The 16,092-nt window shown below is 68.2% G+C and carries 21 protein-coding genes; 13 read left to right on the top strand and 8 right to left on the bottom strand.

Annotated elements, in window-relative coordinates; all coding sequences use genetic code 11:
* The first annotated feature begins 32 nt into the window (after positions 1–32).
* From OX958_RS07110 to tuf, 4 genes are all read left to right on the top strand, one after another.
* Positions 33–2,414 carry a hypothetical protein gene (locus OX958_RS07110; protein WP_270136369.1) on the top strand — a complete coding sequence of 794 codons (2,382 nt, stop codon included), beginning with the start codon at positions 33–35 and terminating at the stop codon, positions 2,412–2,414.
* Between the two features lie 10 nt (positions 2,415–2,424).
* A complete protein-coding gene (bla, locus tag OX958_RS07105; RefSeq protein ID WP_270136368.1) occupies positions 2,425–3,339 on the top strand; it encodes a class A beta-lactamase in 915 nt (304 codons plus the stop codon).
* A gap of 9 nt (positions 3,340–3,348) precedes the next feature.
* Positions 3,349–3,648, top strand: a complete 300-nt coding sequence (locus OX958_RS07100) for a DNA alkylation repair protein (RefSeq protein WP_270136367.1) — start codon at positions 3,349–3,351, stop codon at positions 3,646–3,648.
* A 312-nt stretch (positions 3,649–3,960) separates the two neighbouring features.
* Positions 3,961–5,148 (top strand): elongation factor Tu, encoded by a 1,188-nt coding sequence (tuf, locus tag OX958_RS07095; RefSeq protein WP_270136366.1) that lies wholly within the window; start codon positions 3,961–3,963, stop codon positions 5,146–5,148.
* Positions 5,149–5,200: 52 nt separating this feature from the next.
* Here tuf and OX958_RS07090 read toward each other — a convergent pair whose 3' ends face one another.
* The 3 genes from OX958_RS07090 to OX958_RS07080 are packed head-to-tail and all read right to left on the bottom strand — an operon-like array spanning position 5,201 to position 7,024.
* Positions 5,201–6,064: a serine hydrolase domain-containing protein gene (locus OX958_RS07090; RefSeq protein WP_270136365.1), complete on the bottom strand. Its 864-nt coding sequence runs from the start codon at positions 6,062–6,064 to the stop codon at positions 5,201–5,203.
* A 1-nt stretch (position 6,065) separates the two neighbouring features.
* A complete protein-coding gene (locus OX958_RS07085) occupies positions 6,066–6,323 on the bottom strand; it encodes a DUF4031 domain-containing protein (protein ID WP_270136363.1) in 258 nt (85 codons plus the stop codon).
* Positions 6,320–7,024 (bottom strand): copper homeostasis protein CutC, encoded by a 705-nt coding sequence (locus OX958_RS07080; RefSeq protein WP_270136362.1) that lies wholly within the window; start codon positions 7,022–7,024, stop codon positions 6,320–6,322. The genes OX958_RS07085 and OX958_RS07080 overlap by 4 nt, the downstream gene beginning before the upstream one ends.
* A 121-nt stretch (positions 7,025–7,145) precedes the next feature.
* Between OX958_RS07080 and OX958_RS07075 the strand changes: the two genes are divergently transcribed.
* The 3 genes from OX958_RS07075 (at position 7,146) to OX958_RS07065 (ending at position 8,919) form a co-directional block, all read left to right on the top strand.
* Positions 7,146–8,186 (top strand): LacI family DNA-binding transcriptional regulator, encoded by a 1,041-nt coding sequence (locus OX958_RS07075; protein WP_270136361.1) that lies wholly within the window; start codon positions 7,146–7,148, stop codon positions 8,184–8,186.
* 78 nt (positions 8,187–8,264) lie between these two features.
* A complete protein-coding gene (locus OX958_RS07070; protein ID WP_270136360.1) occupies positions 8,265–8,489 on the top strand; it encodes a hypothetical protein in 225 nt (74 codons plus the stop codon).
* An 85-nt stretch (positions 8,490–8,574) separates the two neighbouring features.
* Positions 8,575–8,919, top strand: a complete 345-nt coding sequence (locus tag OX958_RS07065) for a hypothetical protein (RefSeq protein ID WP_270136359.1) — start codon at positions 8,575–8,577, stop codon at positions 8,917–8,919.
* A gap of 9 nt (positions 8,920–8,928) precedes the next feature.
* On the opposite strand, the gene OX958_RS07060 is transcribed toward OX958_RS07065, so the two are convergent.
* Together OX958_RS07060 and OX958_RS07055 are read right to left on the bottom strand one after the other, a co-directional pair.
* A complete protein-coding gene (locus OX958_RS07060) occupies positions 8,929–9,411 on the bottom strand; it encodes a Clp protease N-terminal domain-containing protein (protein ID WP_270136358.1) in 483 nt (160 codons plus the stop codon).
* Complete coding sequence (locus tag OX958_RS07055; RefSeq protein ID WP_270136357.1) at positions 9,411–9,635, bottom strand: hypothetical protein; 225 nt, start codon at positions 9,633–9,635, stop codon at positions 9,411–9,413. The genes OX958_RS07060 and OX958_RS07055 overlap by 1 nt, the downstream gene beginning before the upstream one ends.
* Positions 9,636–9,759: 124 nt before the next feature.
* On the opposite strand from OX958_RS07055, the gene OX958_RS07050 reads away from it, so the two are divergent.
* The 4 genes from OX958_RS07050 to OX958_RS07035 all read left to right on the top strand — a co-directional run bounded on the left by OX958_RS07050 (position 9,760) and on the right by OX958_RS07035 (position 11,937).
* The gene (locus OX958_RS07050; RefSeq protein WP_270136356.1) at positions 9,760–10,098 is read left to right on the top strand and encodes an ArsR/SmtB family transcription factor; all 339 of its coding nucleotides are present in this window, start codon (positions 9,760–9,762) and stop codon (positions 10,096–10,098) included.
* Positions 10,095–10,574 (top strand): SRPBCC family protein, encoded by a 480-nt coding sequence (locus OX958_RS07045; protein WP_270136355.1) that lies wholly within the window; start codon positions 10,095–10,097, stop codon positions 10,572–10,574. Before OX958_RS07050 ends, OX958_RS07045 begins: the two co-directional genes overlap by 4 nt.
* Entirely contained in the window at positions 10,571–11,188 is a 618-nt protein-coding gene (locus OX958_RS07040) for a dihydrofolate reductase family protein (protein ID WP_270136354.1), read from the top strand. Before OX958_RS07045 ends, OX958_RS07040 begins: the two co-directional genes overlap by 4 nt.
* A gap of 125 nt (positions 11,189–11,313) precedes the next feature.
* Positions 11,314–11,937 carry a DUF6928 family protein gene (locus OX958_RS07035; protein ID WP_270136353.1) on the top strand — a complete coding sequence of 208 codons (624 nt, stop codon included), beginning with the start codon at positions 11,314–11,316 and terminating at the stop codon, positions 11,935–11,937.
* Positions 11,938–11,950: 13 nt separating this feature from the next.
* On the opposite strand, the gene OX958_RS07030 is transcribed toward OX958_RS07035, so the two are convergent.
* Positions 11,951–12,607, bottom strand: coding sequence for an aminoacyl-tRNA hydrolase (locus OX958_RS07030; RefSeq protein WP_270136352.1), 657 nt, complete (start codon positions 12,605–12,607; stop codon positions 11,951–11,953).
* Between the two features lie 530 nt (positions 12,608–13,137).
* Between OX958_RS07030 and OX958_RS07025 the strand changes: the two genes are divergently transcribed.
* Positions 13,138–13,935: a thymidylate synthase gene (locus OX958_RS07025; protein WP_270136351.1), complete on the top strand. Its 798-nt coding sequence runs from the start codon at positions 13,138–13,140 to the stop codon at positions 13,933–13,935.
* Positions 13,932–14,390 carry a dihydrofolate reductase gene (locus OX958_RS07020; protein WP_270136350.1) on the top strand — a complete coding sequence of 153 codons (459 nt, stop codon included), beginning with the start codon at positions 13,932–13,934 and terminating at the stop codon, positions 14,388–14,390. Before OX958_RS07025 ends, OX958_RS07020 begins: the two co-directional genes overlap by 4 nt.
* Before the next feature lie 21 nt (positions 14,391–14,411).
* Here OX958_RS07020 and OX958_RS07015 read toward each other — a convergent pair whose 3' ends face one another.
* Both OX958_RS07015 and OX958_RS35335 read right to left on the bottom strand, forming a co-directional pair.
* Positions 14,412–15,281 carry a hypothetical protein gene (locus OX958_RS07015; RefSeq protein ID WP_270136349.1) on the bottom strand — a complete coding sequence of 290 codons (870 nt, stop codon included), beginning with the start codon at positions 15,279–15,281 and terminating at the stop codon, positions 14,412–14,414.
* Complete coding sequence (locus OX958_RS35335) at positions 15,281–15,784, bottom strand: DUF559 domain-containing protein (protein WP_442913287.1); 504 nt, start codon at positions 15,782–15,784, stop codon at positions 15,281–15,283. Before OX958_RS35335 ends, OX958_RS07015 begins: the two co-directional genes overlap by 1 nt.
* Positions 15,785–16,092: the final 308 nt, after the last annotated feature.

Here is a 16,092-nt window from a genome sequence, read left to right as displayed (position 1 = left end):
CCGGGCCGTCACCGGGTGCAAGACTCACCGTCATGGATCTGCGCGACCAGTGGAATCGCCTGCTGCCGCACGCGCAGCCGTTGGGCGAAGACCTGCTGGCCCGTTACGCAGAGCAACATCGCCACTATCACGACCAGCGGCACCTGACCGAGCTGCTCGCGACCATCGACGAGCTGGCGGGCACCGCCGACGACGTGGACGCGGTCCGGCTGGCCGCCTGGTTCCACGACGCGGTCTACGACCCGCAGGCCGAGCCCGGGGAGAACGAAGAGGTCTCCGCCCAGCTCGCCGAGCTCGAGTTGTCGGCGTACGGCGTCGAGGCCGCCCGGGTGGCCGAGATCGGCCGGCTGATCCGGCTGACCGCCAAACACGACTGCGAGCCGGGCGACGCGAACGGCGCTGTCCTCTGCGACGCCGACCTGCGCGTCCTGAGCATGGCCGCGGACCGGTACGACGAGTACGCGACCGGTATCCGCGCGGAGTACGCGCATATCGAGGACCGCGACTTCGCCCGCGGCCGGATGACCTTCCTGCAGAGTCTCGCCGAGACCAGCCTCTACGCGACCAGCCATGGCCGGGAGCACTGGGAGCAGGCCGCCCGGGACAACCTCCGGCGCGAGCTGAAGCAGTGGGGACCGAAGGCGGCTCGCCCGATCGCCGGGCTGATCCCGATGATCTACCTGGGCGCCGCACTCGGCGTCGTGATCGCAGCCTCCGTGCTGCTCGGTCGCGGCCTGGGCGCGGCAGCCCGCTGGCCCGCTGGGCCCGAAGACGTCAACGGCTACCCGGTCTGGGCACCGATAGCCGGTACTGCGGCCGCGGCCGGCCTGGCGTGCGCTTGGTTCCGGCGGGCGCAGCCTCGGCTGGTGACGATCCCCGCGATCGTGTTCGCAGCAGTCGGCGTGATCGCAGTCGGGGTCTGCTGGTGGCAGTGGCCGTCGGCGCAACCCGGCGCGGCGCTGAGTGAGCGCTGGCCGTACCTCATGCTCGCCTCCATAGCCCTACTGCTCGCCGGTGGGCTCCTGGGGCTGGCGCGACGGTTGCGACTGGCTCCGCCGTACGCATCGGCGCCTCCTTGGGCTCTGAGCCTCGGCGTGACAGTCGTCTGCACCTCGCTGCTCGCCTGGATCGTCGTGTCGGCTGGTGAGCCGTTCGTTCAGGCACGGCTGGAGACGGCCAACACTGTCAGCACTACGACCACCGTGCCGCCCGGAGTACTGCCCGTGCAGCTCGACGGCGGTGTCGCCTGGAGCCGGGAGGTGCCCGCGACCGGCGCTATCGCCGGGACAGTGGGCGGAGTGGCCGAGCTGCGGTCGGACGGCGTGGTGATGTCCGACGCGACCACTGGCCAGATCCGGTGGCGGTATACCCGGGCCGACGTCGATGACGCCGCCTCCAGTGGCTCCGAGGGCCTGTTGGTTTCCAGTGACGGCCGCACGATCGCGGCACACCTGCCGTACGACGACGGACGCGCTCCTCGGGGCATCGACCTGCCGACGTACGCAGTACTGGACGCGGAGACCGGCAAGGTGCTCACCGAGGTTCACACCGACGGTACGGCGCTTGCTGTCGATGCCAACCAGTTGCTGGTGGCAGAGGGCAAGGACGTCGTCGCGCACGGAGTCAGCAACCCGACGCACTGGCGGACCCGGCTGAAGTGCACTGTCACCCAGGGCGTCCTGCTGAACGACCAAGCGGTCGTAGTCGACGCCTGTGGCGGCAATGGGGCTGTCGTGCGAGGACTGGACCTGACGAGCGGCAAGCAGCGCTGGGAGGTCAACCTCGGCATCCGGTTCGAGCTGAGCGCGGAGCTGGACCCGTCCACATGGATCGGGGAGCTGGTCGCAGTACCGGAAACGCGTGAGGTCTCTGGTCTCGTGTGGACCGGCGCCGCGGGCGGGACGCTCTACCAGTGGTCGGTGGACGTCGCCGAAGGCCGCATCCTCTGGACCAGCCCAGTGCCCGGTACGCCGAGGCCGCGACTCGGGGGGTCGTCCTGTGACGCGCAACTGGCCGCTACGCACTCCTCGATCGTGCTGGTGACCTGCCGGACGAGCACCGAGGACGGCGAAGACCAGACGTACGACGTGTCCGCCCTCAGTCCCGCCGACGGCACTCCGCAGTGGCACCACCTGCTACCGGTGCCTCCGAAGCTGCAGCAGCCCTCATTCCCCCGTGACGGCTTCGGGCTACTTCCGGACGGCCGGGTGGTCACTCTGATGCCGCAGCCGAACGGCAGCTGCTCCCCCGTCCTCGTCGGCACTACCGGCGTCCAGCCGCGGCCGCTGGTGCCCGGACCCACCGCCGCGTCGGTGGCTGACACCAAGAAGGTCACCTGTGACAAGCCGGCCGTAACAGTCGCCAGCGGGCGACCGGTCTTCAGCGATGGCATGAGGCTTTTCGCTCTCAACTAAGGTCGGTGCCATGCGACGAGCCTTCCTTGCCGCCCTGACCGCTCTGGTGCTGACCACCTCCGCCTGCTCTTCGGAACCAGCACCCACCGCCGCGCCACCCCCGGCCCCGACGCCGGTGGTCGCGACAGCACCCCTCTCAACCCCGACTCCGACCACGACGCGGCAGTTCAGCAAACTGGAGAAGCAGTACGCCGCCCGGCTCGGCGTGTTCGCCCTGGACACCGGGTCCCGCCGTACCGTCAGCTACCGGGCGGACGAGCGCTTCGCGTTCGCCTCCACCATCAAGGCACTCGCCTGCGGAGTGCTGCTCGACCGGGCGAAGAACCTCGACAAGCTGATCCGCTACACCGAGGCCGACCTGGTGACCTACTCGCCGATCACCGAAAAGCACGTCGCGACCGGCATGACGCTCCGGGAGCTCTGTGACGCGGCTGTCCGCTACAGCGACAACACGGCGGCCAACCTGATCCTGGTCGAGCTCGGCGGCCCGGCCGGCCTCCAGACCTCACTGCGCAGAATGGGTGACCGGGTCACCAACTCCAACCGCAATGAGCCGACCCTCAACGAGGCCGTCCCCGGCGACGTCCGCGACACGAGCACCCCGCGAGCCCTCGCCGGCAGCCTGCAGAAGCTCACTCTCGGCCGCACCCTGCCGCCGCCCAAGCGCGCGATCCTGGTCAACTGGCTGCGGACCAACACCACCGGCGACACGACGATCCGGGCCGGCGTCCCGAAGGACTGGAAGGTCGGCGACAAGACCGGTACCGCCGGATACGGCAGCCGCAACGACATCGCCATCCTCTGGCCTCCGAACCGTGCCCCGATCGTCCTCGCCGTCCTGACCACCAAAGGCGTGAAAGACGCCAAGGCCGACGACGCTCTGATCGCCGCGGCCGCCAGGGAAGTCGTTGCCGTCCTGCGTTAGGGTCCGCGGATGGAGCTGACTGCCTCCGAACTGCTGGGCGAGACGTCGTGGCTGGCCGGGTTCTGCGTGCTGGACTTCAAGGCCCGCGCCAAGAAGACCACGGAAGAGGACCGGCGCACGGCGTACGAGCTGTTCTCGATCGCCGAGCTGCTTCTCGGCGATCCCGATCCGGTGGTCTCCAAGCCGGTCGGGATCGCCCTCAAGTACGCCGGAGTGGCAGACGAGCCGGCCCTCCGAGCCTTCCTGGCAAGGCACGAGCACGCGATGCGGCGCCCCACCCTGCGCTACGCCCGGGAGAAGCTGGGCTAGCGGGAATATCCGTTGCCCCGGGCACTGTTGACACCTACCGTGATGACCATGTTCCGTGCGGATTCTGTTGCGTACCTGTCAGGCCTGGGCCTGTCAGGCGCTGCCGCGCGGACGTCAGCCGATTCAGCTCTGTTCACCGGCGCGCACGGTTTCACCGGCGCACGAAGGCGACCCTCCTCCTGCTGACGCAGGACCCGCGGAGGAGGGTGGCGCGCAACGGCCCCCTCCGACCGCTGTCACGACAGCCGGTTCGGCCGGGCCCTCGGGTCCTGGTCCAGGCAGTCCTCTGACCAGCAAGGGAAAACAGACATCATGGCCAAGAGCCAGTTCGTGCGGACCAAGCCGCACCTCAACATCGGCACCATGGGGCACGTCGACCACGGCAAGACCACGCTGACCGCCGCGATCACCAAGGTGCTCGCCGAGCGCTACCCCGAGCTCAACAGGTTCGTCGCGTTCGACGGGATCGACCGGGCGCCGGAGGAGGTCCAGCGCGGGATCACGATCAACATCTCGCACGTCGAGTACGAGACCGCCAACCGGCACTACGCGCACGTCGACATGCCCGGGCACGCCGACTACGTGAAGAACATGATCACCGGCGCCGCCCAGGTGGACGCCGCGATCCTGGTCGTGTCGGCGCAGGACGGCGCCATGCCGCAGACCCGTGAGCACGTCCTGCTCGCGCAGCGCGTCGGCGTGCCGTACCTGGTCGTCGCGCTGAACAAGGCCGACGCCGTCGACGACCCCGAACTGCTCGACCTGGTCGAGCTGGAGGTCCGCGAACTCCTGTCGGAGTACGGGTTCCCGGGGGACGACGTACCGGTCGTCCGGATCTCCGGCCTGCGGGCGCTCGAGGGTGACCCCGAGTGGACGAAGGCGATCGGCGACCTGCTCGACGCCGTCGACGACTACGTGCCGGTGCCGGACCGTGAGCTGGGCGAGCCGTTCCTGATGCCGATCGAGAACGTGCTCACCATCAGCGGCCGGGGCACCGTCGTCACCGGCGCGGTCGAGCAGGGTTCACTCAAGCTCGGTGACACCGTGGAGGTGGTGGGTCTCGGCCCGACCATCACCAGTACGGCGATCGGGCTGGAGACGTTCGGCAAGTCGTTGGAGGCCGCGGAGGCGGGTGACAACGCGGCCGTGCTGCTGCGTGGCGTCAAGCGCGACGAGGTCCGTCGCGGCCAGGTGGTGGCGCTGCCGGGCAGCGTGAAGCCGCACCGGAAGTTCCGGGCGCAGCTGCACGCGCTGTCGACCGCCGAGGGTGGCCGGCACACGCCGTTCGCCGCGGACTACCGGCCGCAGTTCTACTTCCGGACCACGGACGTGTCCGGCGGCATCGACCTGGGTGAGATCGCCCTGGTGATGCCGGGTGACACGATCGAGCTCGGCGTCGAGCTGGAGAAGGCGGTCGCGATGACCGTCGGCCTCGGCTTCGCGGTCCGCGAGGGCGGCCACACCGTCGCCGCCGGCACCGTGACCGAACTGACCGACTGACCGACTGACCGACTGACCGGAGATGCCCCAGGCTAGTTGCCTGGGGCATCTTTCAGGCGGCGAAGCCGTCGATCAGCGAAGCCATCGGTACGCCGGTCAGCGGGCGCTGCAACTCGTCCAGGTACGCCGCTATCGCGGGCAGCGAGTCCGTGTCGTTCACCAGCATCGCGGCGGCCCACTCGTGTTCCGGCGACAACAGCATCGCCGCCCGGTAGCCGTCGAGCCGGCCGTTGAGGTAGAGCATCGGCCCGACCGCCCAGCCCAAACCGTAGGCCAGCGGCGTGCTCACCCGCGGCCGCGCGATCTCGGCCAGCAAAGCCTTGTCCCGCAGGAGAAACTCGCAGAAGGTCAGCAGCTCGGGAACGGTCGACCACAGCCCACCACTCGGCCGGCGCGCCCGCGGATATCCCTCCGACGGCTGGAACCCGGTGGACTCCAGCCCCACCCCCGCGACGAACTCACCCACGGCGTCCTCGAAGGTGCCACCGGTCAACCTGGCCAGCAGCGCGCCCGCGAGAAAGTAATTCCCGTTGTAGTAGGCCCACCGCTCCCCCGGCGGAAACTCCTGCCCACCGGCGACCACCAGCGACGCGGCCCGCGCGAACACGTCATCACCGTCACCCAGCGCCGCGGCGTCCGCGGCACTCACCGTCTGCCGGAGCCCCGAAGACTGCGACAACACCTGCGCCACCGTCAGATCGGTTTCGAGCTCCGTCAGCACCTCCGCCACAGCCACGTCCAACCCGAACCCCTTGCTGGACAGGGCTTTCACGGTCGCCGCAGCCGTCACCGTCTTACTCAACGAAGCAATCCGGAACGAAGCATCGACCCCCACCTCGGTCGCCGCCACCTCTCGCCGCCCCCGATCGGACACCCCGACCACAGCACCGAGACCAGCAAATCCGGCCGGCTCCATCTCAACTCCCCTTGCGATGCCGCAATCCGGAGGCGAGCAAGCGCTGCACCACCACGCGACTCGACACCGGCACGGCCCCCGCTGCCACCAGGTCGTCGTACAGGTCGGACGGTACGTCGTAGTGGTCGCGCTCGAACCCCCGCGCGGGAATCCCGGCGGCGCGGGCGAAGGCGTGCAGTTCCTCGTACGACTCGTCGCTGACCAGGTGCGACCACAACCGGTCGTGCGCCGCCCAGGCCGGCGGATCGATGTAGATCATGCCTTCTCGTCCTGCGCGTCGAGCAGGTTGCGCCACGACCGGACGAACCGGGAGTTCACGTAGGCCTTGGTCCACGAGCCGTCCTGCCGCACCGAGGACCCGACATGGAACCGCCGGACGCCGGCGCCGTACAGCCACGGCACGTGCTCGGGTTGCAGCGAACCGCCGGCCATCATCACCTTCGCCACCTGCGGATCGGACTTGGCCAGCTTGAGCAGCTCGTCCAGCCCGTGCCCGACGCCGAGCGACGAGCCCGCGGTCAGCACGCAGTCCAGCCCGGGCAGCGTCCGGAGCGCGCGCCACGCCTTCTGCTGCTCCAGCGTGTGGTCGACCGCCCGGTGGAAGGTCCACGGAGTGTCGGGGAAGGTGCTCGCCAGCGCGGCGACCGAGTCGGTGTCCACCTCGTTGTCCGGCGTGAGGAAGCCGAACACGAACCCGTCCGCGCCGGCCGACAGGTAGGACTGCGCCATCGCGGTCAGCCGGTTCAGCTCGGCGCCGTCGGTGCCGAACGAGTTCGACAACCGCAGCATCACCCGCAACGGCAGGTCGGTCACCCGGCGGACGGCGCTCACGGTCGAGACCGACGGGCACAGACCGTCGGCCTCCATCGAGGCGCACAGCTCCAGCCGGTCCGCGCCACCCTCCTGAGCCGCTTCGGCATCCGCCGGATGCAGAGCGATGATCTCCAGCAACGAACCCATACCGGCCATCATCCTGCATCGCCCCAGCGGCTGCCGGGAAAAGACCTGTTGCGCTCTCGCGAAGTCTTCTGTATCGTTTTTCTAGAACGATTTAGAAGAACGATGCAGAAGGAGCCGGGCGATGACCCCCAGAGTCACCCTCAAGACCGTGGCGCAGGCCGCCGGGGTGTCGCCGTCGACCGTCTCCAACGCCTACAACAAGCCCGACCAGCTGTCCGCCGCGGTGCGCGAGCGGATCCTGGCCACGGCCCAGGAGCTCGGGTACGCCGGTCCCGACGCCTCCGCCCGCGCCCTGCGCAGCGGCCGGGCGGGTTCGGTCGGCGTGCTGTTCACCGACAAGCTCGCCTACGCCTTCTCCGATCCGTACGCGGTCGGCTTCCTGGCCGGCCTGGCCGAGGTCGCCGAGGAGTTCGCCACCAGCCTGCTGCTGATGCCGCTCAGCTCGACCGACGTCCAGGGCGACACCACCACCGTCCAGCAGGCCGCGATCGACGCTGCCGCGATCTTCTGCGTCGCCGGTGGCCACCCGGCCCTCACGACACTGCGGAACCGGGGCATCCCGATGGTCTCGACCGACCGCGGCGACCACCCGGACCTGTCCTGGGTCGCGATCGACGAGGCCGCGGCGGCCGCCGAACTGGGCGAGCACCTGACCCGGCTCGGTCACCGCGACGTCGTCATCCTGCTGGACAACGCCCAGGCGGCCGGCAGCCGGCCGGTCGAGCTGGAGCTCGGCCAGGTCGGTCACGCCGACAGCGAACTCCGGATCCGGGGCCTGGCCGCAGCGATGCCCGACGCCCGGATCAGGCTGGTGTCGGGCGGCCACAACGCCTTCGCCTCCGGACTGGCTGCGGCCAGCTGGGTGCTCGACTCGCAGGACCGGCCGACCGCGCTGATCGGCCTGAGCGACGTCCAGGCGCTCGGTGCGATGGAGGCGATGAAGGCCCGCGGCCTGGTCCCCGGCCGGGACCTGACCGTCACCGGCTTCGACGACATCCCCGCGGCCGAGGCAGCCGGGCTGACCACGGTCCGGCAGCCGATCAAGGACAAGGGCCGCGCCGTCGGCCGGCAACTGCTCGATCCGGCCGAGACCCGGCGGCAGCTCCTGCTGCCGACCGAGCTGATCGTTCGCGCCAGCAGCGGTCCGGCTCCCCGCCACTGAATCCAGCCACCACAGCTCTGCCGATGGCCGCCCTGGCCATGGGTTCCGATCAGCACGCCCTCCGAAGGGAGCACGACCATGATCTACTTCATCGCCGGCAACACCGCAGTGGAAAGCGCGAGGTCCCTCGCCGAGTCCGCCCTGCCGAACGCTCCCCAGGTGGAGCACCACGAGCCGGCCCCGCGCCGTACCGTCGCGGCCCGCGCCCGTCTCGGCGCGGTACTGCGGTACGCCGCCGAGCGCGAACTCAAGCTCGCCGACCGCCTCGACCCGGCACCGCGCTGCGAGCCGCTGGCCGGCTGAGCGCGACAGACCTCTCCCGAGGCGGCAGAACCCCAAGTCGACCGGCTTGGGGTTTTGTCCGTCGGGTCTGGCACCCTGAAGGACGATGAACGAACCAGGCGTACTGCTGACCGCCCGGGCGCAGGTGCTCCACGACCTGGCTGCCCGGGGATTCGACGACGCCGTCATGGTGTCCCTGCTGGAGGACGCGGTGGCCGGCCGGCAGTGGTGGCTCGACCAGTGGCCGGACGGCGCCGAGCACATCGCGGGCCTGGTCGCGCAGGACGTGCAGGACCGCCTGTCCGACTCCGGCGTCCGCTGGCCCCGCTGCACCGCCTGCGACGACCTGCACGACCACGAGCTCCGGATCGAGCCCGAGCTCGGCCCCGACCCGCACTGGGTCTGCGAGCGAGCCGGGATCTCCGTCGCCGCCTTGGGGCATCTGACCTGAGCGCGCCGGTCAGTGGTCCTTGCGGGCTGCTGCCGCTGATGCCTGGTCCCGGAGCGCTTCCCGGTCGACGCCGGCCAATCCCAGCACCCGCGGGACGCGCCCAAGGGTGGTGTCCAGGGCACCGGCCAGGAGATGGGCGGCGCCGATGCGCCCTCCTCCGGCGGTCGCGCCGGCACGCTTGAGCAGCAGCTTGGTGGTCTCCCCGATCTGCGGGTTCCTACTGGGATCCGGTGTTGCCTTCGGCAACTCGTCGACGGAGACCTCGACCCCGGCCACCGAGAGACTCTGCTCCCACTCGCGATCGAGCGCGGCCCGAAGTGTTGCGTGGGTCAGTCCGGCCCCGGCGAGCAGCCGCGCGGTCGTCGTACCGGAGAGCTTCGTCAGGGCGAGCAAAACATGCTCGGCCTCGATCGCGACCGAACCGTCCTCGACGGCTTCGGCCCGGGCACTCCGGATCAGTACTTCGCGGACCTCGTTCGCCTGCGTCGTCATCAGCGCCTCCTCAGGGCGACACCAGCGGCGATCAGCCGCTTGGCGTGTTTCTTGTGTACGGCCTGCCGGGTGACCCCCAGCACTTCGGCGACCTCGGACCAGCTCCAGCCGGCCCGCATCGCCTGCTCCACTTGACTGTCCTCGATCCGGTCCGCCAGCCGCCGCAACGCGACCACCGCCGCCAGCCCGGCGGCCGGATCGTCCTGTGCCACCAACTTCTTCATGTATAGCAACTTAGGTTGACAATCCGTCCATGTCAACCCAAGTTGCTAAATTCCGCTCTTGACCTGCCTCTCTAATCATGCTTATAGTCAACACATCAGTTGATCAACGGAATGGTTGATAAAGATGGCGGTTGACGAAGACGCCCTCGACCGGGCCTTCACCGCACTCGGTGATCCGGTCCGCCGGGCGCTGATCGCGCGGTTGTCGCGCGGCGAGGCGACGGTGAACGAGCTCGCCGAGCCGTTCGGGATCACCAAGCAGGCGGTGTCGCGGCACATCCAGGTGCTCGAGGCCGCCGGGCTGATCACCCGCAGCCGGGACGGCCAGCGCCGGCCCTGCCATCTCGACCCTTCCGCGCTGGAGAGCCTGACCAGCTGGATCGACGGATACCGACTGGCCTCCGAGGCCCGTTTCCGGCGCATCGACGCGCTACTCGAAACCGTGAAGGAGCAGGACCGATGAGCACTCACCCCACCACCATCAGCGCCCCCGCCGGTACGCCGTTCGTCTCGGTGACCCGGGAGTTCGACGCCACCCCGGCCGAACTGTTCCGGGTCCAGACCGACCCCGCGCTGATCACCCAGTGGCTCGGCCCGCGCGGACTGGAGATGACCGTCGAGGAGTACGACGTCCGCCCCGGCGGTCGGTACCGCTACATCCATCGCGACGCGAACGGCGAGTACGCGTTCCGCGGCGTCTTCCACAGCGTCGAGCCCGAGACCCGGGTGATCCAGACCTTCGAGTGGGAGGGCGCACCGGGCGAGGTCTGCCTGGAGCGGTCGACCTACGAGCGGACCGGCACCGGCGTACGGCTGCACACGCACTCGGTCTTCCCCTCGGTCGAGGCCCGCGACGCCTCGGTCCAGAGCGGGATGGAGCACGGCATCAAGGACTCGATGGACCGCCTCGCCGAGCTGCTCGCAAGGACCGAGTCGTGACCGGACGGCCCGTCAGCGCCGTCGTGGTCGACATCTCGATGTCGCTGGACGGCTACGTCACCGGGCCTGGCGTGGATATCGCGCACGGCCTCGGCCGGGGCGGCGAAGTCCTGCACACCTGGGCACTCGAGGGTGACGCCGCGGACCGTCAGGTGCTGGACGCGTCCTTCACCCAGACCGGCGCGGTGATCCAGGGCCGGAAGCTGTTCGACATCATCGACGGCCCGCACGGCTGGAGCGAGGAGATGGGGTACGGCGCCCAGGGCGAGGACGAGCACGTACCTCCGATCTTCGTCCTCACGCACGAGCCGCCCGCCGAGACCCGGCTCGGCGACCGCTTCCGCTTCGTCACCGACGGGCCGCGGAGCGCCGTACGGCAGGCGCAAGAAGTTGCTAACGGCAAGGATATCGTGGTGATGGGCGGCGGTGCAGCCTGTCGTGCCTTCCTGGCCGACGGGCTCGCCGACCTCGTCCGGCTGCACGTCGCCCCCGTCGTACTGGGATCCGGCACTCGCCTGTTCCCCCTCGACGCCGCCGCCCGCGTCGACCTCGAACTCGTCGAGTCCGTCTCGACTCCGGCAGCGCAACACCTGACCTACAAGGTGCTGAGATGACCACGGTGATCGCCTCCGCCGTCGTCTCGCTGGACGGCTGGAAACGGCGTATCCGCAATCTCGCGCCGGTCGTCGAAGGCGACCGAGTCACCCACCTGCACTACCGGATCCGGTAGAAAGTCTCCATGGGCGCCAAGGACTGGATGTTGCTGTACGCCGACGGAAACGTCGCCGAGGTCCTCCGCGCGCATCCCGAACCGGATCGCGTCGCCACCCGCGCACTGGTCGAGCGCCTCCACCCGGGGGCGCAGCTGACCGAGCTCGCGGACGGCGACCTGAGCCAGAACGCGAACCCGCCGGACGGGCTCGTGTACGCCGCTGTCTTCCCCGGGCTCACCATCGTCTGCACTGGCGAGGTGGCCCTGGACCGACCGTCGACGCTGCCGGCGAAGTACCTCGCCGAGGCCGGCGGCCGGACCGTCTACCTGCACGCGATGCACAGCGTGGTCGACTGGTTCGCCTACGCGGTCTGGACGCCGGACGGCAAGCTGCGACGGTCCCTCAGCCTGGCGCCCGACGGCGGGGTCTTCGAGAACCTCGGCGACCCGCTGCCGTTCGAGCAGACCTACTGGGCCGGCGAGCATGCACTGGAAGCCGACGACGACGATCCGTACCCACTCCCCTTCCACCCCCTCGAACTGGCCGAGGACGCACTTCGCACTCTGTTCGGCTTCAACTACGAGGGCTACCTGCTCGACGGCGATCCCGATCTGGAGTCGATCGTGCTGGCGGGATACCAGCTGCGGTAGACGGGGCCTTGGTTTAGCGCAGAGCGGGATGGTCGGCAATGACCGTGTAGCTGCCGGGGTCGATCTCGGTGAAACCCGCGTCCTGTACGACGGGCAGCCCGGTCGCCATCAGCTCCTTCCACAGCAGCGGCGTCGCCGTACGCACCGCCAGCCGGAAACCCTCCTCCCGCCACGCCTTCCGCTCGGCATCCGACAACTCGAACCACGCCAGGTGCACACCGTGCCCCACCTGCGCCATCGTCTTGCCGGTCGACATGGTCAGCCCCGGATTCACCCACAGCACCGGTACGCCGTCCGCGACGGCAGGCAGCTCCTCCGGATCCTCCAGATCCGTCCCCGTCACCTGCAACTTCGCCAGATCCTTAGGCACCTCGTCCAGCGGCACCGGCGGAAACACCCGCATGACCGCCGCGGCGCCCACCACCGTGATCCCCGGCAGCTCGGCAGCCCGCCGCCACTCGGCACCCCGCGCCCGGCGTACCACCTTCCGGATCCGAGCGTCCTGCCAGCGGCGCATCACCTCCGCCCACTCCCCCTCGCCGGCCGACCGGTCGTCGGCAAGGATCGCCAGCACCGCCCGCGCCGCGGTTTCCAGCGCGTCGGTCTGCCCCGGCCGCTCCGCCTTCTCCACCTGCAGCACCAGCGTCAGCACGTACTCGTCAGAACTCACCTGCCGAGTCTGTCAGCTCTGGTGAGAATGCCGGAAGAACCAGCTTCAGCATTGAAGCGGAGCCATCGCGTACCCGACAATTGGAGGCGACCGGATGGCTGCCCTCGCGCAAGAAACGGCCGATCGGCGAACTGCCCGGAAATGCCTGGTCAAGCACTACAGGCAAGTGCGTCTTTTCCCGGATTCGTGCGGCCGACTGATGAGAACATCTCGACAGGCAGCAAGATCAGACGAACTCCGAACTCCCCATCTTCCACGCCGGGGCATGTGAGTCGTCTCGCCGAAGCAGACCTTCGAGCCAGGCTCGCGGTTCTATCGACACGAGACCAGGTTCGCGAGCCGGCATCTGGTCTCGGAGACGAGACAGCGCCCGCCGGTTGCACAATCGGTAGTCAGCTACGGTCGCGGAGCGTTCCCATGGCTGCGGAGCGTGAAGCATCGCGACCAACTTGTCCCGACAGATGTGAGCCGTCCGATACACGCCACTTGAGATCCCGCTTCGATCTGCGATCGAATGCTAGCCTCACGACGTGCGCCAGTATCACGAGCTCCTGGACTTCGTCCGAACGCATGGAACGAAGAAGACCGATCGCACAGGCACCGGAACTCTGAGTGTCTTCGGATACCAGTCCCGGTACGACTTGGGCGCGGGCTTCCCTGCCGTCACCACCAAGAAGCTGCACATGAAGTCAGTGATTGGTGAGTTGCTCTGGTTCCTTCGAGGCGATACGAACGTCAGTTGGCTGCAAGAGCAGGGCATCTCCATTTGGGATGAATGGGCAGACCATCAGTGCAACCTGGGACCGGTCTACGGTCAGCAGTGGCGTTCATGGCCTAACCCTGATCCTGACGGCGAGTCGTTCGATCAGATCACAGCTGTTATCGACAGCATCAAGAACAACCCTGACTCTCGCCGCCACATCGTCAGCGCTTGGAATGTGGCGGACCTGGAAAAAATGGCACTCCCACCGTGCCACACGATGTTCCAGTTTTATGTTGCGGATGGCAAGCTTTCTTGTCAGCTGTATCAGCGGTCTGGAGACATCTTTCTCGGCGTCCCCTTCAACATCGCTTCCTATGCCCTGCTGACACACATGATCGCCCAACAAACAGATCTTGAGGTTGGGGATTTCGTTCATACTCTCGGCGACGCACACATCTACCTGAACCATCTTGACCAAGTAGATCTTCAGCTCAGCCGCGAACCCCGGCCTCTGCCGACGCTCCGGCTGGCCCAGCGCGACTCGATCGACTCCTACGAGATCGCCGACGTCGTCCTCGACGGCTACGACCCGCACCCCGGAATCAAGGCTCCGATCGCGGTATGACCGTCATCCTGATCGCCGCGGTCGGCGCCAACGGCGTGATCGGGCGGGACAACGACCTGCCCTGGCGGATCCGCGAGGACCTTCAGCATTTCAAGGCCCTCACGCTCGGCCACACGCTGGTGATGGGCCGCAAGACCTACGACTCGATCGGCCGCCCGCTACCGGGCCGGCGTACCGTCGTGGTCACCCGGCAGCGGGACTGGTCCGCGCCCGGCGTCGAGGTCACCCACGACCTCGACGCCGCCCTGAAACTTGCCGAGGGCAACGACCTGTACGTGGCCGGCGGCGGCGAGATCTACCGCCAGGCCCTCCCGTACGCCGACCGCCTCGAGCTCACCGAGGTCGCCCAGTCCCCCGCCGGCGACGTCACCTTCCCCAGCTTCGACCGCACCGTCTGGCACGAGACCGCCCGGGTCCCCCACGACGGCTTCGCCTTCGTCACCTACGAGCGCTAGTTGACGAAGGCGATCGCAGCTTCACCCCGCCGTCACCGGTGGCACCAGTTCTTCCAGGCTCTCCTCAAGGTCGTTGAGAAGTGCAGCCACTGGTCCCCAGCACAACATGACACTGTCGCGGTCGAAGGCCGGCTGGTCGACCAACTCCTTGCGCGGGTGCACGAAGTTCCGGAAGTCCCGAACCGTGTGCATGAACCTGGTGGCGTCGAACTGGATCAGCCGGCGTTCGGCCGCCCGGTCGATCAGGTGCGCCAGCGCGGCCCGCTCGGGCTTCACCGTCCGTCCGGATTGGTCCTTGGTCCGCCCTTCACGAAATTCCTTGTCCCGTTCGGTCAGGATTGCCAGTAGGACGCCCTCGACCAGACTTCCGATCCCGATGATCGCGAACGTATAGGCTCCGTTCGCTTCGCAGATCCGGGTCTCGGCCAGCCGGTGCATCAAGACCTGCACGGTCGCCTTGTCCACGATCAAAGCGTCTAGTCGCCGCTCCAGATCGTCTGGCTCCGTGTACACCGGATGACTGCCGTCGCCTGAAACTCCCGCCAGCACCGGACGCTGGCCCACGTAGGAGACCATCAACTGCTCGGGGAGGAGGATCGCGTTCACCAACTCGGCGAAGTACTTGGCCATCTCCATCCCGCCGTCGTACTCCAACGGGTCGCAGACTCTGCAGAGCAGATGCTCGATGTCCTCGGTCCCGTCGTTTCGCGCCTCGATCTGCTCGACCAACCACGTGATTCGCGCGCTCCCGTCGTACTCGGGCGGGTCCGCCCACGCGGAACGCTGCAGCAACTGCTCCAACTGGTATCCCTTGCGCTCACAGGGGCCGCCCATGTCGACGATGAGCTTCGCCAGCCGCTCGATCGTCATCGAATCGAGTGTCCGCTTCATCAGTGGTCTCCCTTGTTCTGTGTGCGCGCGGCCTCGAAAGCTGCCGTGAGTCGGTCGATGATGTTCTTGCCGCGACGAGAGAACCCCAGCTCCCTCATTCCCTGCTCGATCCGGGCATCCCGGGTCAGATAAAGCTCGTCAGACAACAGCCAGCTGAAAACAGACACCAGCTCGTAATCGGTGTACTCGTTGATCTTGTGCCCGATGCGGATGTCAGGACGCGGCAGCGCTCGGTGTGGTCCGGACGGAACCGCGGCCGGTACGACGTCCGCCGCTGCCCGCGCGACCGGTTCGACGACAGGAACCTCTTCTTTCGTCGCCCGTCGCCAGCTCTCGACAATACTTTCGAGTTCGCCTTCGGGGTCGGAGAACCAGGCCGTGGACCACAGCCGATGAAACTGCCAGCCCAGGTTCTCCAAGTGTGACTGACGAAGCCTGTCGCGGTCTCGCGCGCTGTGTGCCAGGTGGTACTGCTCCCCATCGGTCTCGACCGCCAGCACCATCCTGCTTTCTGCTCAGGGTGCCCGAGAGCGAAGTCGATCCGGTATCCATCCGAGAAACCCCATTGGGGATAGACCGGGATCCCCGCCTCACGCAATGCGGTGAAGACGCTGTCCTCGAAGCCGTTCATCTCTCCGCCCGTCAGCCGCCCGACCCGGCTCAGATCTCCGCCGAGCTCAGCGAACTCGAGGAATCTGCGGAGCAGCTCGGCGCCGCTGCGGTCCGGACGCGGCTCCAGATCGGCGTGGGAGAAGGACGAGACGACCATCATCCGGCGCTTCGCCCTGGTGACCGCAACGTTCAGCCGTCG

This window comes from Kribbella sp. CA-293567, from assembly GCF_027627575.1.
GTDB lineage: Bacteria > Actinomycetota > Actinomycetes > Propionibacteriales > Kribbellaceae > Kribbella.
This window is presented reverse-complemented; position numbering and strand designations above follow the sequence as displayed.

Excerpts from the sequence above, each read along its gene's own strand:
- OX958_RS07110 (WP_270136369.1), top strand. The coding sequence starts at position 33 with ATGGATCTGCGCGACCAGTGGAATCGCCTGCTGCCGCACGCGCAGCCG.
- bla (WP_270136368.1), top strand. The coding sequence starts at position 2,425 with ATGCGACGAGCCTTCCTTGCCGCCCTGACCGCTCTGGTGCTGACCACC.
- OX958_RS07100 (WP_270136367.1), top strand. The coding sequence starts at position 3,349 with ATGGAGCTGACTGCCTCCGAACTGCTGGGCGAGACGTCGTGGCTGGCC.
- tuf (WP_270136366.1), top strand. The coding sequence starts at position 3,961 with ATGGCCAAGAGCCAGTTCGTGCGGACCAAGCCGCACCTCAACATCGGC.
- OX958_RS07090 (WP_270136365.1), bottom strand. The coding sequence starts at position 6,064 with ATGGAGCCGGCCGGATTTGCTGGTCTCGGTGCTGTGGTCGGGGTGTCC.
- OX958_RS07085 (WP_270136363.1), bottom strand. The coding sequence starts at position 6,323 with ATGATCTACATCGATCCGCCGGCCTGGGCGGCGCACGACCGGTTGTGG.
- OX958_RS07080 (WP_270136362.1), bottom strand. The coding sequence starts at position 7,024 with ATGGGTTCGTTGCTGGAGATCATCGCTCTGCATCCGGCGGATGCCGAA.
- OX958_RS07075 (WP_270136361.1), top strand. The coding sequence starts at position 7,146 with ATGACCCCCAGAGTCACCCTCAAGACCGTGGCGCAGGCCGCCGGGGTG.
- OX958_RS07070 (WP_270136360.1), top strand. The coding sequence starts at position 8,265 with ATGATCTACTTCATCGCCGGCAACACCGCAGTGGAAAGCGCGAGGTCC.
- OX958_RS07065 (WP_270136359.1), top strand. The coding sequence starts at position 8,575 with ATGAACGAACCAGGCGTACTGCTGACCGCCCGGGCGCAGGTGCTCCAC.
- OX958_RS07060 (WP_270136358.1), bottom strand. The coding sequence starts at position 9,411 with ATGACGACGCAGGCGAACGAGGTCCGCGAAGTACTGATCCGGAGTGCC.
- OX958_RS07055 (WP_270136357.1), bottom strand. The coding sequence starts at position 9,635 with ATGAAGAAGTTGGTGGCACAGGACGATCCGGCCGCCGGGCTGGCGGCG.
- OX958_RS07050 (WP_270136356.1), top strand. The coding sequence starts at position 9,760 with ATGGCGGTTGACGAAGACGCCCTCGACCGGGCCTTCACCGCACTCGGT.
- OX958_RS07045 (WP_270136355.1), top strand. The coding sequence starts at position 10,095 with ATGAGCACTCACCCCACCACCATCAGCGCCCCCGCCGGTACGCCGTTC.
- OX958_RS07035 (WP_270136353.1), top strand. The coding sequence starts at position 11,314 with ATGGGCGCCAAGGACTGGATGTTGCTGTACGCCGACGGAAACGTCGCC.
- OX958_RS07020 (WP_270136350.1), top strand. The coding sequence starts at position 13,932 with ATGACCGTCATCCTGATCGCCGCGGTCGGCGCCAACGGCGTGATCGGG.
- OX958_RS07015 (WP_270136349.1), bottom strand. The coding sequence starts at position 15,281 with ATGAAGCGGACACTCGATTCGATGACGATCGAGCGGCTGGCGAAGCTC.
- OX958_RS35335 (WP_442913287.1), bottom strand. The coding sequence starts at position 15,784 with ATGGTGCTGGCGGTCGAGACCGATGGGGAGCAGTACCACCTGGCACAC.